The organism is Neorhizobium sp. S3-V5DH, from assembly GCF_004343065.1.
In the GTDB taxonomy this organism is placed as follows: domain Bacteria; phylum Pseudomonadota; class Alphaproteobacteria; order Rhizobiales; family Rhizobiaceae; genus Neorhizobium; species Neorhizobium huautlense.
Map to the genome: position 1 here is coordinate 21,350 of NZ_SMCL01000028.1, position 14,447 is coordinate 35,796.

13 protein-coding genes are annotated in these 14,447 nt (G+C 61.0%); 10 read left to right on the forward strand and 3 right to left on the reverse strand.

Annotation, left to right across the window (positions count from 1 at the left end):
• Positions 1–147 precede the first annotated feature (147 nt).
• The gene (locus EDE09_RS25340) at positions 148–1,713 is read right to left on the reverse strand and encodes a sigma-54 dependent transcriptional regulator (protein ID WP_105374521.1); all 1,566 of its coding nucleotides are present in this window, start codon (positions 1,711–1,713) and stop codon (positions 148–150) included.
• A 164-nt stretch (positions 1,714–1,877) separates the two neighbouring features.
• Here EDE09_RS25340 and EDE09_RS25345 point away from each other — a divergent pair, with 164 nt between their 5' ends.
• The 10 genes from EDE09_RS25345 (at position 1,878) to hemH (ending at position 12,734) form a co-directional block, all read left to right on the forward strand.
• A complete protein-coding gene (locus EDE09_RS25345; RefSeq protein WP_105374522.1) occupies positions 1,878–3,737 on the forward strand; it encodes a M3 family oligoendopeptidase in 1,860 nt (619 codons plus the stop codon).
• A gap of 8 nt (positions 3,738–3,745) precedes the next feature.
• Positions 3,746–4,921: an aminodeoxychorismate synthase component I gene (locus EDE09_RS25350; protein ID WP_105374523.1), complete on the forward strand. Its 1,176-nt coding sequence runs from the start codon at positions 3,746–3,748 to the stop codon at positions 4,919–4,921.
• A complete protein-coding gene (locus EDE09_RS25355) occupies positions 4,906–5,586 on the forward strand; it encodes an aminotransferase class IV family protein (RefSeq protein WP_105374524.1) in 681 nt (226 codons plus the stop codon). The genes EDE09_RS25350 and EDE09_RS25355 overlap by 16 nt, the downstream gene beginning before the upstream one ends.
• A gap of 6 nt (positions 5,587–5,592) precedes the next feature.
• The gene (locus EDE09_RS25360; protein WP_105374525.1) at positions 5,593–5,970 is read left to right on the forward strand and encodes a DUF4440 domain-containing protein; all 378 of its coding nucleotides are present in this window, start codon (positions 5,593–5,595) and stop codon (positions 5,968–5,970) included.
• 83 nt (positions 5,971–6,053) lie between these two features.
• Positions 6,054–6,221, forward strand: coding sequence for a hypothetical protein (locus EDE09_RS28370; RefSeq protein ID WP_157949106.1), 168 nt, complete (start codon positions 6,054–6,056; stop codon positions 6,219–6,221).
• 131 nt (positions 6,222–6,352) lie between these two features.
• On the forward strand, positions 6,353–7,285 hold the full coding sequence (locus EDE09_RS25365; RefSeq protein ID WP_132413207.1) for a DUF3445 domain-containing protein: 933 nt from the start codon (positions 6,353–6,355) through the stop codon (positions 7,283–7,285).
• A 154-nt stretch (positions 7,286–7,439) separates the two neighbouring features.
• Positions 7,440–8,885: a homospermidine synthase gene (locus EDE09_RS25370; RefSeq protein ID WP_105374527.1), complete on the forward strand. Its 1,446-nt coding sequence runs from the start codon at positions 7,440–7,442 to the stop codon at positions 8,883–8,885.
• A 145-nt stretch (positions 8,886–9,030) separates the two neighbouring features.
• A complete protein-coding gene (gene omp10 / locus EDE09_RS25375) occupies positions 9,031–9,393 on the forward strand; it encodes an outer membrane lipoprotein Omp10 (RefSeq protein WP_105374528.1) in 363 nt (120 codons plus the stop codon).
• A 213-nt stretch (positions 9,394–9,606) separates the two neighbouring features.
• Complete coding sequence (locus EDE09_RS25380) at positions 9,607–11,574, forward strand: 5'-nucleotidase C-terminal domain-containing protein (protein ID WP_105374529.1); 1,968 nt, start codon at positions 9,607–9,609, stop codon at positions 11,572–11,574.
• Positions 11,575–11,699: 125 nt separating this feature from the next.
• Positions 11,700–12,734, forward strand: coding sequence for a ferrochelatase (hemH, locus tag EDE09_RS25385; RefSeq protein WP_105374530.1), 1,035 nt, complete (start codon positions 11,700–11,702; stop codon positions 12,732–12,734).
• 38 nt (positions 12,735–12,772) lie between these two features.
• On the opposite strand, the gene EDE09_RS25390 is transcribed toward hemH, so the two are convergent.
• Positions 12,773–13,537, reverse strand: coding sequence for an MBL fold metallo-hydrolase (locus EDE09_RS25390; RefSeq protein ID WP_105374531.1), 765 nt, complete (start codon positions 13,535–13,537; stop codon positions 12,773–12,775).
• A 102-nt stretch (positions 13,538–13,639) separates the two neighbouring features.
• Positions 13,640–14,350 (reverse strand): 7-cyano-7-deazaguanine synthase QueC, encoded by a 711-nt coding sequence (queC, locus tag EDE09_RS25395; protein ID WP_105374532.1) that lies wholly within the window; start codon positions 14,348–14,350, stop codon positions 13,640–13,642.
• Between the last annotated feature and the right edge of the window lie 97 nt (positions 14,351–14,447).

A 14,447-nucleotide genomic window follows, 5' to 3' on the forward strand; every position in this document is an offset into this window, starting at 1 on the left:
AATGACTGTCAATTGCGGTGACACGATGGCAAATGTGCCACACATGTACAACCTTATTCCGTATAGTCAACAATTGACTAATAGGAGATTGACAGAGGTTGACAGGACTTCCTTGCGCGAAGGTTAATCATTTCTAATGCACTGTTCCTACGCTGCTTCTTTCAACGGATCGTCAGGGTCGATGCCGTAATCCTTGAGTTTCCGGTAAAGGGTGGATCGTCCGATGCCGAGCTTGCGGGCGACCTGGCTCATCTGGCCGCGATAGAATTTGAGCGCAAAGCGGATGAGCTCTTCCTCCACGTCAGCGAGCTTTCGCACCTCGCCGGTCTCGTCGGTGCTGACGATGATATTGTCAGCCGTCGGATAGGCCGCCGCCAGCATGGCCTTCGGATCCGGCTTTCCGGCGCGCGCTTTTTCGCTGTTGGCAAAGACGGGCGATTCGGCGAGAGCCTCGCGCATGGCGCGGTCGGCGGCGACGGAAGGCGACGGAGCGGCAGCGGTTGCGACCAGTTCCGCCGAATGGAATTCCGGCACCTGCGCTGCGATCTGCGGGAAATCCGCGTCGGTCAGTTCGTCGCCTTCTGCGAGCACCACGGCCCGGAAAACCGCATTCTCGAGCTGACGGATATTGCCCGGCCAGTCGTAGGCCGTCAGCAGCGCTAGAGCGCTTGGGCCGACTGTCAGCGTCTTCGACAGCTTCTGCTCGGTCGAGAAGCGCTCGGCAAAGACGCGGGCGAGATGCGGAATGTCCTCCTTGCGGCGACGCAGCGCCGGGATCGTGATCGGGAAGACGTTGAGGCGGTAATAGAGGTCCTCGCGGAAGCGGCCTGCACGCACTTCCTCGATCAGATCCTTGTTGGTGGCCGAAATGAGGCGGACATTCACCTTCTGCACTTTGGCGGCGCCGACTGTCTCAATTTCGCCTTGTTGCACAGCGCGCAGCAGCTTCACCTGCACATCGAGCGGCAGGTCGCCGATCTCGTCCAGGAAAAGCGTGCCGCCGTCCGCCTCGACGAATTTGCCGGTATGCTTTTCCGAGGCGCCGGTGAAGGCGCCCTTCTCGTGGCCGAAAAGGATGCTTTCCACAAGATTGTGCGGAATGGCGCCGCAGTTGACGGTGATGAATGGTTTGCCGGCCCTGTCCCCGTTCGACTGGATGGCGCGAGCGATCATTTCCTTGCCGACGCCCGATTCGCCTTCCAGAACCACTGGAATGTTCGAATGAGCGGCACGTTGTGCAAGATCGATGACCCGCAGCATGTCGGGACTTGCCGAAACGATATCGCCGAAGCCGACGGTGCCGGGGCGCTGGCGCCTGCCGGCACGGGCTTTGGATTCCTTCTGGTCGAGCTTCAGCGCATTGGCGACCGAAGCCGCGATCCGCTCCGGCGAAACTGGTTTGACGACGAAATCGAACGCCCCGGCCCGCATCGCCTGGACGACCGAATCGATGCTGCCTTGTCCGGTCTGGACGATCACGGGCGTCTCGATGCCGAGCTCCCGGATCGCCGAGAGGAAGGTCAAGCCGTCCATCTCCGGCATCATCAGGTCGAGCACGATGACGTTGATGTCGACCGCGGTTCGCTTCAGGAACTCAAGCGCAACGAGACCGTTTTCGGCGAGGTGGGCGGCGTGGCCATATCGCTCCACAGCATTCTTCAACAGGCGGCGTTGAATCGGATCGTCATCGACAACGAGGATTTGCGCAATCATGCTCGGCTCCCGGCTACGTTCATCGTGCCCCCTTTCGGGCTCTTATGTAGCCGGTTGTGTCAGAAAGGCTTGAACATCCCCTTTTGAGAAAAGCTTGCATTTTAACTGAGGGCGATGAAAACAACTTCGCATAAACCGGACCGTAATATCAGAAGGACAAGGCGATGAGACGACCAGAAACCGTGTGCCGTGAGATTCCCGCCGCGATTGCCGCAGGCGGCGCCGCTTCCGACCCGGCGCTCGGATTGCTGCCGGTCTGGAAGCTTTCGGATCTCTATCCTGCCAAGGACGCGCCGACCTTCGCGGCAGATATGGAAAAGGCGGAGGCACTTTCGCTCGCCTTCGAGGAGAAGTGGAAGGGTAAGCTTTCCGGTGCCGCGGCAAAGACCGGCGCCGGCGGGCTCGGCGAGGCGCTGAAAGAATACGAGGCGCTGGACGATCTCCTCGGCAAGCTCGGCTCCTTTGCCGGCCTCACCTATTTTTCCAACACGACGGATCCGGCCAACGGCAAGTTCTACGGCGACGTGCAGACGAAGCTGACCGATCTGTCGTCGCATCTGCTTTTCTTTGCGCTCGAGCTGAACCGCATCGAGGACGCGGTCATGGATGTCTGCATGGATCGCGATCCGGCCGCCGGCCATTATCGGCCCTGGATCGTCGACCTCAGGAAGGACAAGCCTTTCCAGCTCGACGACAAGCTGGAACAGCTCTTCCTCGAAAAATCGATGACCAGCGCCGCCGCCTTCAACCGGCTGTTCGACGAAACCATGGCGGAGCTGCGCTTCGAGGTGGACGGCGAGAAGCTGCCGCTCGAAGTGACGCTCAACATGCTGCAGGAGCCGCAGCCGGAAACCCGCGCCAAGGCCGCAGTCGCGCTGTCCAGGACCTTCCACGAAAACCTCCGCGTCTTCACGCTGATCACCAACACGCTCGCCAAGGACAAGGAAATCTCCGATCGCTGGCGGGGCTTCCAGGATATTGCCGACAGCCGGCATCTCGCCAATCGCGTCGAGCGTGAAGTCGTCGATGCGCTGGCCGCTGCGGTCAAGGATGCCTATCCACGGCTGTCGCACCGCTATTATGCGATGAAGGCAAAATGGCTCGGCATGGAGCAGTTGAATTTCTGGGACCGCAATGCGCCGCTGCCCGAGGCCCCGACTGCCCTTATTCCCTGGACCGATGCAAAGGAAACAGTGCTTTCCGCCTATCGGCGTTTTGCGCCGGAAATGGCCGAGATCGCCGGCCGCTTCTTCGAGGAGGAATGGATCGACGCCCCGGTACGACCGGGCAAGGCACCGGGCGCTTTCGCGCATCCGGTCGTGCCCTCTGCCCATCCTTATGTGCTCGTCAATTATATGGGCAAGCCGCGCGACGTGATGACGCTCGCCCACGAACTCGGCCACGGGGTGCATCAGGTGCTCGCCGGCGATCAGGGTGCCTTGATGTGCCAGACTCCGCTGACGCTCGCGGAAACCGCCTCGGTTTTCGGCGAGATGCTGACCTTCCGCGCGCTCCTCGAAAACACCAGGGACAAGCGCGAGAGGAAGGCGATGCTTGCCCAGAAGGTCGAGGACATGATCAACACGGTCGTGCGCCAGATCGCCTTCTACCAGTTCGAGCGCAAGGTCCACACCGCCCGCAAGCAAGGCGAATTGACGGCCGAACAGATCGGCGAATTGTGGCTGTCGGTCCAAGCCGAAAGCTTGGGGCCGGCGATCAGGATTTCGGAGGGTTATGAAAGCTGGTGGACCTATATCCCCCACTTCATCCATTCGCCCTTCTACGTCTATGCCTATGCCTTCGGCGACTGCCTGGTGAATTCGCTCTACGCGGTCTACCAGAACGCCGCACCGGGCTTCCAGCAGAAGTATTTCGAGCTTCTGAAGGCGGGCGGCACCAAACACCATTCGGAACTCCTTGAGCCGTTCGGCCTCGACGCCACCGACCCGGCCTTCTGGTCGAAGGGCCTGTCGATGATCGAAAGCCTGATCGACGAGCTGGAGGCTCTGGACAACGGCGCCTGAGTATCCCGATGGAGCAGAAGGCGCCCTACGCGCTCTTTCGCGACGATCCTGCCGGCCGGAGCCTCGTCTTCGACCGGCCGAAGGAGGTCGTCTTTGCCCGCACTGCCGCCGAGGTTCTGCCGGCGTTGCAGCATCTGGAAGAAGCACGCCGCGCCGGCCGCTGGCTCGCGGGCTATATCTCCTATGAGGCCGGTTATGTGTTCGAGGAAAAGCTCCGGCCGCTGATCGTCGACAACCGGGCAACGCCCCTGATCGCCATGGGCATCTTCGACAAGCCTTCCGGCAGCGAGCATCCGCTAGCAGGACCGCCCGGCGCAATCGTCGACGACGGTTCCTCCGAGGGCTCGTTCCTTAGCGAACCGCGCGCCGGGTGGGATTTCGCAACCTACGAGGAACGGTTCAACCGCCTCCATCAGCATCTGCGTCGCGGCGACTGCTACCAGGCGAACCTGACGATGCCGATCACCGCCGCCTGGCAGGGCGATCCGCGTCAGGCCTTCTGGTCTCTCGTCGCCCGCCAGCCCGTTCGCTACGGCGCCCTTGTCCACCTCGGCGGTCCGATCGTCCTGTCGCGATCGCCGGAGCTCTTCTTCTCCGTCGATGCCGAGCGCTTCATCGAAACCCATCCGATGAAAGGGACGGCGCCGCGCGGCCAAACCGCCGAAGAGGACGCAGCCATCGTCGAAGCCATGCTTGCGGACGAAAAGACCCAGGCGGAGAACCGCATGATCGTCGATCTCCTGCGCAACGACATCTCTGTCGTCAGCGAGGTCGGCACGCTGTCCGTCCCGAAACTCTTCGCGATCGAGACCTATCCGACCGTCCACCAGATGGTGAGCCATGTGCGGGCAAAACTCCTGCCCGAGGTGGGTTTCCCGCAGATCCTTGCGGCGCTGTTTCCCTGCGGGTCCATCACGGGAGCACCGAAGATGTGGGCCATGCAGATCCTGTCCCGGCTGGAGGCCCGCCCCCGCGATGTCTATTGCGGTGCGATCGGTTATTGCGATCCCGCCGGCCCCATGCGTTTTTCGGTGGCAATCCGCACGATCACGCTTTTCAATGACGGCAAGGCAGTTTTCAATGTCGGGGGCGGCATCGTCTTCGACTCCGAGGCCAAGGCCGAGTATGATGAGTGTCTTCTGAAGGCACGTTTTGCGGTAGGCGATCAATGGATTTCTCGCTGATCGAAACGATGCGCTGGGAACCGGATTCGGGTTTTCTGCGCCTGGAACAGCACCTGCGCCGGCTCAAGCGCTCGGCCGATGCCCTCGGATTCCGCCCGCCGCCGCCGGATACGCTCAGGCAGCTCGAGGCGGCCACCGGTGGCGACGCCGCCCTGCGCGTTCGCCTCGTCATGACCTACCGCGGCAAGGTCGAGATCACGACAACGCCTTTCATCCCCGCTCCGGCCGGGACGGTGTGGCGTATCCGGGTTGCGGCCACAAGACTTACTTCGGACGATCCCCTGTTCCGCCACAAGACCTCCCGGCGGGAACCCTATGAAGTGGCCCGCTCCGAATTTTCGCCTGATGAGGCCGACGAGGTAATCCTCCTCAACGAGCGCGGCGAAATCTGCGAAGGCACGATCACCAACGTTTTCGTCGAGGATGCAGGCGGACAGTTGCTCACGCCGCCGCTGATGAGCGGACTTCTGCCGGGCATATTGCGGGCCGAGCTGATCCGCGAGGGAAAGGCGCGCAATCAGATACTTCGCGCGGAAGACCTCGATGGTCGCCGTCTCTTCGTCGGCAATTCGCTTCGCGGCCTCATCGCCGCCGAGCTCGCAGGTCGCGAAAAACAGGCCGAACGCGTCAGCGACGACAAGGTCGCCCGCCGAAACGCGGGGTAGACATCGATGCCCGCGCCGCCGCAATCACTTACCGACCACCTTCTCTCACTCGAAACGGCGTTGCAGACGCGCGAGGTCCGCAGCTCCGAGGCAAGGCTGCGCGAGCTCCTGGCGCCCGACTTCCGCGAGTTCGGGCGTTCCGGCCTTGCCTATACGTTCAACGACATCATGACCCGTCTGGTGGTGGAGGATGGACCGGCCAACAGTTCGATTTCGAACTTTGCCGCTTCGATGCTGAGCGAGACGATAGCGCTTGCCACCTATCGCGGCACGCGGCTCAATGCGGACGGCAACAGGCAGTTTACCAACCGCAGCTCCATCTGGCGTCTGGATGCGGATGGCAAATGGCGCATGGTCTTCCATCAGGGCACGGCGACGGAATAGCGGGCTCCTAGAGACTTTCCGGCATTTCGGGGATCGGAAGGAAAGCCGCCCCTGGGCCGCCGCGCTCCTTTGAGGAAGCCACTATGACCGCCATGGTGCAACCGATCAGAAAGACCACCCAGAAAAGGAGCCACGTGCGCCACTCGCTGCGGCTTCTCTGGGCCTCCTCCTGCAGCGGCGATATCCGTGTCCAGGCCTTCAATGCTGCCTCGCGCGGCCCCCATGCCCTGAACATTTCCGCGACGATATAAACCGCCCTGCTGGATAGTCTCATCCAATTACGCCCCGCATGCTGCACTGCAGTATAATTTGTAGGGCTGCGCTTTCTTGTTCCAAGTCCCCGCGGGCAATTTTTACAACTGAGTGAATATGGCTTAAACCGATGCTGAAACGACAATCGAACGGCATGATGGAAAAAAACCTCAGCTACACGCCCTATGACGGCTCCTCGACGCCCTTCACCATCGGGCTTCTGCAACTCGATCCTGCGCGCTGGATCGAGCCAGACGGAGATCTCGCCTATCATCTTTCGAAAAAGAAGAAGCTGTTCGCGGAGCATGGGGAACGGGTTTTCCGCGCCGAGCCCGGCACGGAGCAAGCCCAGCAGGAAATCATCGACGCGCTTGCAGAATATCTCCCGGCCCACCATCCGGCCATCTATCGTCGGACCGGCAGCCTCATGGAAATGGCCGGCCACACCGTTGATCTTGCCGACGACCGCTCGCCGCCGCTTCTTTCGGCCGGCTTCCTGGTACAGGACGATCTCGTCATCATGCGCAAGGGCGATAACGGCTGGCGCATCGCTGCCGCCTTCCTGGCCTTCCCCTCCTCCTGGTCGCTCGCCGACAAGTTCGGCAAGGTGATGGACGAGATACATGCGCCGGTCCCGGACTTTGCCGGCGGCAGCCGCAATGCCGGCCTCATCAACCGCATGTTCGACAACCTGTCGCCGGATCGCTTCGTCGTGCGCTGGAACTGGTCGGTGAACTGGGGCTATGCCCTCTATCGACCGGCCTCTCAACCCGCCCACGAAACTGATCCGATGCAACCGCGAGATGCCTTCGTCCGCGTCGAACGCCAGACGCTGCGGAAGATGCCCGTATCGGGCGATATCCTCTTCACCATCCGTATCTATCTCGATCCGGTCACCGCGCTGGCGGGCCAGCCGAACGGCAAGGAACTTGCCTCGTCGTTCGCCGATCAGCTCGAAGCCCTGACACCGGAGCAGGCTGACTACAAGGGTCTGCTCCGGAAACGCGACAGCCTAATCGCGATGCTGCGAAAAATGGCAACCAATCCCGCGACAGTTGGATAAATCCCAGATTTTTCCGGAAAGGCCGGCAGCCTCTTTATTGTGACGCGGTTTTATGATCTAGAGCGCCGCGAATTGCGCGTGCGCAAAGGTCATCCGTCCACTGCCGAAGAAGCGGGCCAGCGGCCGTTCGGCTGCCGATCCGAAGGAGAAAGATATGTCAGAGCCTAACTATCCGGTTTATGCCGAAATCAGCGGTCCGATCGTGATGATCGGTTTCGGCTCGATCGGCCGCGGCACGCTGCCGCTGATCGAACGCCACTTCAAGTTCGACAAGAGCCGGATGGTTGTCATCGATCCTCGCGACGACGAGACGGGCATCCTGGCCAAGCACGGCGTCCGTCACATCAAGGAATATGTGACGAAAGACAACTACAAGGATCTCCTGAAGCCGCTTCTGACGAAGGGCGGTGGCCAGGGCTTCTGCGTCAACCTTTCGGTCGACACCGGTTCGCTCGACCTGATGAAGCTCTGCCGCAAGCTGAACGTTCTTTACATCGACACGGTCGTCGAGCCTTGGCTTGGCTTCTATTTCGACAAGAACATGAAAAATGCCGACCGCACCAATTATGCCCTGCGTGAAACCGTGCGCAAGGAAAAGGAAAAGAACCCGGGCGGCGCAACCGCCGTTTCCACCTGCGGCGCCAATCCGGGCATGGTCTCCTGGTTCGTCAAGCAGGCGCTGGTCAACCTTGCCAACGACATCGGCTTGAAGTTCGACGAGCCGAGCCAGCATGACCGCGAAGGCTGGGCAAAGCTGATGAAGAAGCTCGGCGTCAAGGGCGTCCATATCGCCGAACGCGACACCCAGCGCACGAAACATCCGAAGCCGCTCAACGTTTTCTGGAATACCTGGTCGGTCGAAGGCTTCATTTCCGAAGGCATGCAGCCGGCCGAGCTCGGCTGGGGCACCCATGAAGAGTGGATGCCGAAGAACGCCAAGCGGCACAAGAAGGGCTGCCAGGCGGCGATCTATCTCGAACAGCCCGGCGCCAATACCCGCGTGCGCACCTGGTGCCCGACGCCCGGCCCGCAATACGGCTTCCTCGTCACCCATAACGAATCGATCTCGATCGCCGACTATTTTACGGTTCGCGACAAGGACGGCGAAGTCACCTTCCGCCCGACCTGCCACTACGCCTACCACCCGGCCAACGACGCCGTGCTGTCGCTGCACGAGATGTTCGGCAATGGCGGCAATCCGCAGCCGGTCCACCACGTTCTCGACGAGGACGAGCTGGAGGACGGCATCGATGAACTCGGCGTGCTGCTCTACGGCCACGAGAAGAATGCCTACTGGTACGGTTCGCGCCTGTCGCTTGAAGAAACCCGCCGCATCGCGCCTTACCAGAACGCCACCGGGCTGCAGGTCACCTCGGCCGTTCTTGCCGGCATGGTCTGGGCGCTCGAACACCCGAGCGCCGGCATCGTCGAAGCCGACGAGATCGACTACAAGCGTTGCCTGGAAGTCCAGCTTCCCTATCTCGGCCCGGTCGAAGGCCATTACACCGACTGGACCCCGCTCGACGGCCGCCCGGGCCTCTTCCCGGAAGACCTCGACGAGAGGGATCCGTGGCAGTTCAGGAACATCCTCGTCCGCTGACGCTCGCATGTGCAAAACCGCCTGTTATCGACAGGCGGTTTTTGCCTCTCGAAACTTCTGCCTTTTCAACGCCACATCTTGCGTTACATAGGTTCCGAACGGCATGTTTTGCCGAATGGGACGACCGAGTCGCGGGAGACAGATCATGAAAATCAAAGCGAGCCTTGTGCTCATCGCCGCTGCCAGCCTGAGCGCCTGCGTTTCCTCTCCGCAGCCGACCCGCGTATCGGCGCCGGCTCAGCCTCAGGGCGTCGAAGGCACCTGGGTCGATCCGAACGGCATCGTCTCCTCGTTCCAGGCCGGCACGTTCAACACGCGTTCCAGTGACAGCAACACGTTGCTCGCCTCGGGCACCTATACCAGCCTGTCGCCAACGCTGGTGGAGATCAACATGACGTCGCTGGTGAGAAAGACCCAGTCGCGCGTCAATTGCGCGCTGGTCAATCCGAGCCAGCTCAATTGCACGCAGGACAGCGGCGCCCAGTTCTCGTTGACGCGCCGCAGCTAAGAGTCGGTATTTTTAGTTTTCCGGAACCCCGCCTCGGCGGGGTTTTCGCGTTTGGGAAGAACCACGCGCTCGCACAACCTTGTCATATTTCCCTTGAAACCGCTTGGTCTTGATGAAAACATGCGCTGCACAACGATTGTCACGGTGGGACGCTAGAACAATCGGGGCGAGGCGGCGAGAAGCCGGCCGGTAAAAATAGGAGAGAGAAATCAGATGATGAAGACATTGAGATTTGGGTTGACGACCGCTTCGGTCATCGCCCTTTCAACCGGCGCGGCGCTCGCCGACTACGAGCTCAATATCCTGCACATCAACGACTTTCATTCGCGCATCGAAGCCATCAACAAGAGCGATTCCACCTGCTCGGCGGAAGAGGCCGGAAAGAACGAATGCTTCGGTGGCGCAGCCCGCCTGTTGACGGCGATCAACCAGACCCGCGATGGCCTGAAATCTGAGAACAAGAATGTCATCCTGCTGAACGCCGGCGACAACTTCCAGGGTTCGCTCTTCTACACCACCTACAAGGGTGCGACGGAAGCCGAAGTGTTGAACGCCATGAAGTTCGACGCCATGACCGTCGGCAACCACGAATTCGACGACAGCGACGACGTCCTCGCCACCTTCCTAGACAAGATCCAGTTCCCGGTCGTCACCGCCAATGTCGTGCCGACTGCAGCTGCCAAGATCGGCGACCGCATCAAGCCGTCGATCGTGCTCGAAGTCGGCGGCCAGAAGGTCGGCATCGTCGGCGCCGTCACCAACGACACGCCGGAAATTGCCAATCCGGGCCCGAATATCCAGATCGCCGAAGACGTCGCCAAGATCACCGAAGCCGTGCAGGCCTTGAAAGGCCAAGGCGTCAACAAGATCATCGCGCTGACCCATGTCGGCTATCCGCGCGATCTTGCAGCTATCGCCAAGATCCCGGATGTCGACGTTGTCGTCGGCGGCCACACCCACACGCTGCTCTCCAACACCGTCAAGGACGCCGCGGGTCCGTATCCGACCTGGTCCGACAACCCCGCCGGCTACAAGGTTCCGGTTGTCCAGGCCTACCAGTATTCGAAGTATCTCGGCGACCTGAAGGTCGTCTTCGATGACAATGGCATGGTCAAGGAAGCGAGCGGCGAACCCATCCTGATGGATTCCAAGTTCCAGCCCGATCAGGCCATGACCAACCGGATCAACGAGTTGAAGGCACCGATCGAGGACCTCAAGAAGAAGGTCGTCGGAGCATCCGAAGCGGTCATCGACGGCGATCGCCGCAATTGCCGTGCCAAGGAATGCTTCATGGGCAATCTCGTGGCAGATGCCCAGCTCGACCGTGTGAAGGACCAGGGCATCACCATCTCGATCGCCAATGGCGGGGGCTTACGCGCCTCGATCGACGCCGGCGAAATCACCATGGGTGAAGTCCTGACCGTTCTTCCCTTCCAGAATACGATCGCGACCTTCCAGCTCAAAGGCTCCGACGTTGTCGCCGCGCTGGAAAACGGCGTGAGCCAGATCGATGACGGCGCCGGCCGCTTCCCGCAGGTTTCCGGCCTCAAATATTCCTTCGACAAGTCCAAGCCGGCCGGATCCAAGGTCAGCGACGTGCAGGTCAAGGAAGGCGACAAGTTCGTTCCGATCGATCCGAACAAGACCTATGGCGTCGTCACCAACAACTACGTCCGCGGCGGCGGTGACGGTTACAAGGTCTTCGCCACCGGCGCCCAGAATGCCTATGACTTCGGCCCGAACCTGGAACTGGCGCTGGCCGATTATCTCGGCGCCCACAACCCGTACAAGCCTTACACCGATGGCCGCATCACCGACCTGACGCCGGCGAGCTACACGCCGCCGCCGAAGCCGGCTCCGGCCGCTCCGCCGGCGCCGACCGCTGCAGCCCCGACGGCACCGGCTCCTTCTGCTGCCGCTCCAGCTGCACCTGCGGCCCCCGCCGCCCCGGCTCCCGCTCAGACAGCAGCAGCCCCGGCGACACCCGCTCCGGCGGCACCGGCTGCTCCCCAGCCGGCAGGCCCGACCAAATACACGGTCGTCAAGGGCGATTCGCTCTGGAAGATTGCCGAGAGCACCTATGGCAATGGCGAAGAGTGGACGAAGATTTCCAAGGCCAATTCGCTCTCCAATCCGGACCTCATCCAGGTCGGCAAGGAATTGGAACTGCCGGCGAAATAGGCCATCCTCCTGACTGGACAATTTGTCTCTTGTCAAAATGCCGGTCCGGGCTTTTCCGGGCCGGCATTTGTTTCTAGATAACGTGCAATTCACCGGCGCCTAGCCATTGGAACAAGAGTATCCGCATGTCATCATCATACGCCCACATGCCTCCTGATCATCCCAAAGTGAGTTTCGGTAAGGTCGGCGTGCTGCTTGTCAATCTCGGCACGCCTGACGGCACGGACTACTGGTCGATGCGGCGCTATCTCGCCGAATTCCTCTCCGACCGGCGCGTCATCGAATGGTCACGGCTCTACTGGTACCCGATCCTCTACGGCATCGTGCTCAACAAGCGGCCTCAGAAGGTCGGCAAGGCCTATGAGGAAATCTGGAACAAGGATCTGAACGAGAGCTATCTGCGCACCTACACCCGCAACCAGGGTGAGCTGATGGCCGAACGGCTCAAGGATCTGCCTGATGTCGTGGTGGATTGGGCCATGCGCTACGGCAAACCTTCAATTGCCGAGCGTATTGATGCCTTGAAAGAAAAGGGCTGCGAAAAGATCGTTCTTTTTCCGCTCTATCCGCAATACGCAGCCTCCACGACCGCAACAGTCAACGATAAGGCCTTCGAACATCTGATGAAGCTGCGCTGGCAGCCGGCCGTGCGTACCGTCCCGCCCTATCACGACGATCCGGCCTATATCGAAGCGCTGGCGAACTCCGTTCGGCAGACCTATGCGACCCTCGACTGGGAACCGGAAATGCTGATCGCCTCGTTCCACGGCATCCCGCAATCCTATTTCAAGGCGGGCGATCCTTATTACTGTCACTGCCAGAAGACCGCGCGGCTGCTGAAGGAAGCGCTGGGGCTCACCGACAAGAATTTCATGATCACCTTCCAGTCCCGCTTTGGGCCGGAGGAATGGCTGCAGCCCTATACGGACAAGACGGTCGAGAAGCTGGCGGAAGAAGGCGTCAAGCGCATCGCCGTCATGAATCCCGGCTTCGTATCCGATTGCCTCGAAACGCTCGAAGAAATCGCCGGCGAAGCGGGCGAGATCTTCCATCATCACGGGGGCGAAAAATTCGTGCATATCCCCTGTTTGAACGACAGCGAAGGCGGCATGACGGTGCTCGAAAAAGTGGTGCGCCGCGAACTGCAGGGCTGGGTGTAACCCGGCTCCGCATCCCATCCTCCTGATACCGTCCCGGGTCAGCGCTTCCAGCGAACCGGCAGCTCGATCATATCGCCGTCGGCCGGGATCAGCAGGCGCGACGGGCCGATTCCCGCCGTATCAGCCGCCTGGCGCAGATTTGCGCGCGAAACGGTGGCGTGATCGAGCGCCTCCATATGCACGGCGATCACGGTCGCCTCCGGCGCCGACTGGCAGAGCGCCACGGTTTCCGCCGCATCCATGACGATAAGGTCGCCGTCCCAGCGAGCGCCGCACGAATGGCTGACGATGACATCGGGCGCGACACGCTCCACCGTCTCCAGCACCGGTGGATAAAGGACTGTATCGCCCGCCCAATAAATTACCGGCTCACCGGGCGCGGCAAGCGTCAGTCCCATCACCGACCCCATCTTTTCCAGAACCGGACCAAGCCCGTGGCTGCCCTCGCAGCGCGTGATCGTGATGCCTTGCCAGACGATCTCATTCTTGAGCGGCGTCACATCGACGAAACCTTCGCCGGAGATCGCTGCCTCATCCCCCGGCCGACAGATCAGCGGCAGGTGTTTCGGGACAAGATGCTTGGCCACCGAATCGAAGTGGTCAGAATGGAGATGCGAGACGATCACCAGTTCGACGCCGTGCAAAATCTCCTCCGTGGAAAGCGGCAAGTCCGTCAGTGGGTTGGGAGACTTGCCGGTATAGGACGGCAGGCTGTGCCGGGGCGCGAAATATGGATCGATCAGAATGGTGCGATCCGCATAAGTAAGCTTGAGCGTCGCATTGCGGATCAATTGAAGCTTCATCGAGGCACCTCCTGCAGGACATCGAGACCTAGACCGATCGGCGCTGATGATCCAATGACGGTTTTAGATGGGAGGGCCCTGCCTTTCCATAACTTCCGGCATTCAGCTGGTTTCCTCCGCCCTGAACCCTTCCGTCGCTGCCCTCCAGAAATCCGGATCCTCGTATTCGGTGGGATCCGTGATGCCGGCCAGGTGAAAGGCCTCGCGCCGCTCGACGCAGGTGCCGCAGCGGCCGCAATGGCGCGCGCCGCCCTTATAGCAGGACCAGGTTTCGGCAAACGGCGTGTCGTGTCGCGCGCCGTCGGCGACGATATCCGCCTTCGAGCCATGGACATAAGGCGCAAGCAGCTTGACCGAGGCGTAACCGTCGAGCGCATGGTCCTGCATCGCCTGAAAGGCATCGATGAAGCCCGGCCGGCAATCCGGATAGATGAAATGATCGCCCCCATGCACCGCAATCGCCACCGCCTCCGCCTGTCTTGCCGCAGCAACCCCGAAGGCGACCGCCAGCATGATGGCATTGCGGTTCGGCACGACGGTAATCCGCATCGTCTCTTCCGCATAATGCCCGTCCGGCACATCCAAGTCATCGGTCAAGGCCGAACCGGTAAGCCGGCCACCGATCCCGCGCATGTCGATGATCTCGTGAAAGACCCCGAGCCGCGTGGCGCAGGCGGCTGCGAAGTCGAGCTCCTTGCGGTGGCGCTGGCCGTAGTCGAAGGAGATCAATCCCAACAACTGCTCCTCCGCCGCCATCCTGTGGGCGAGAGAAACGGAATCCAGTCCGCCTGAGCAGACGACAATAACCTTCATCTATGGTGTCCTTGTTTTGACCGGGTAGGCTGCGACCGGAATTTTCAGAGCGCGTTCTAGAACCATCGCCGCCGCTTGTGAATAGGTGAGCTGTTGA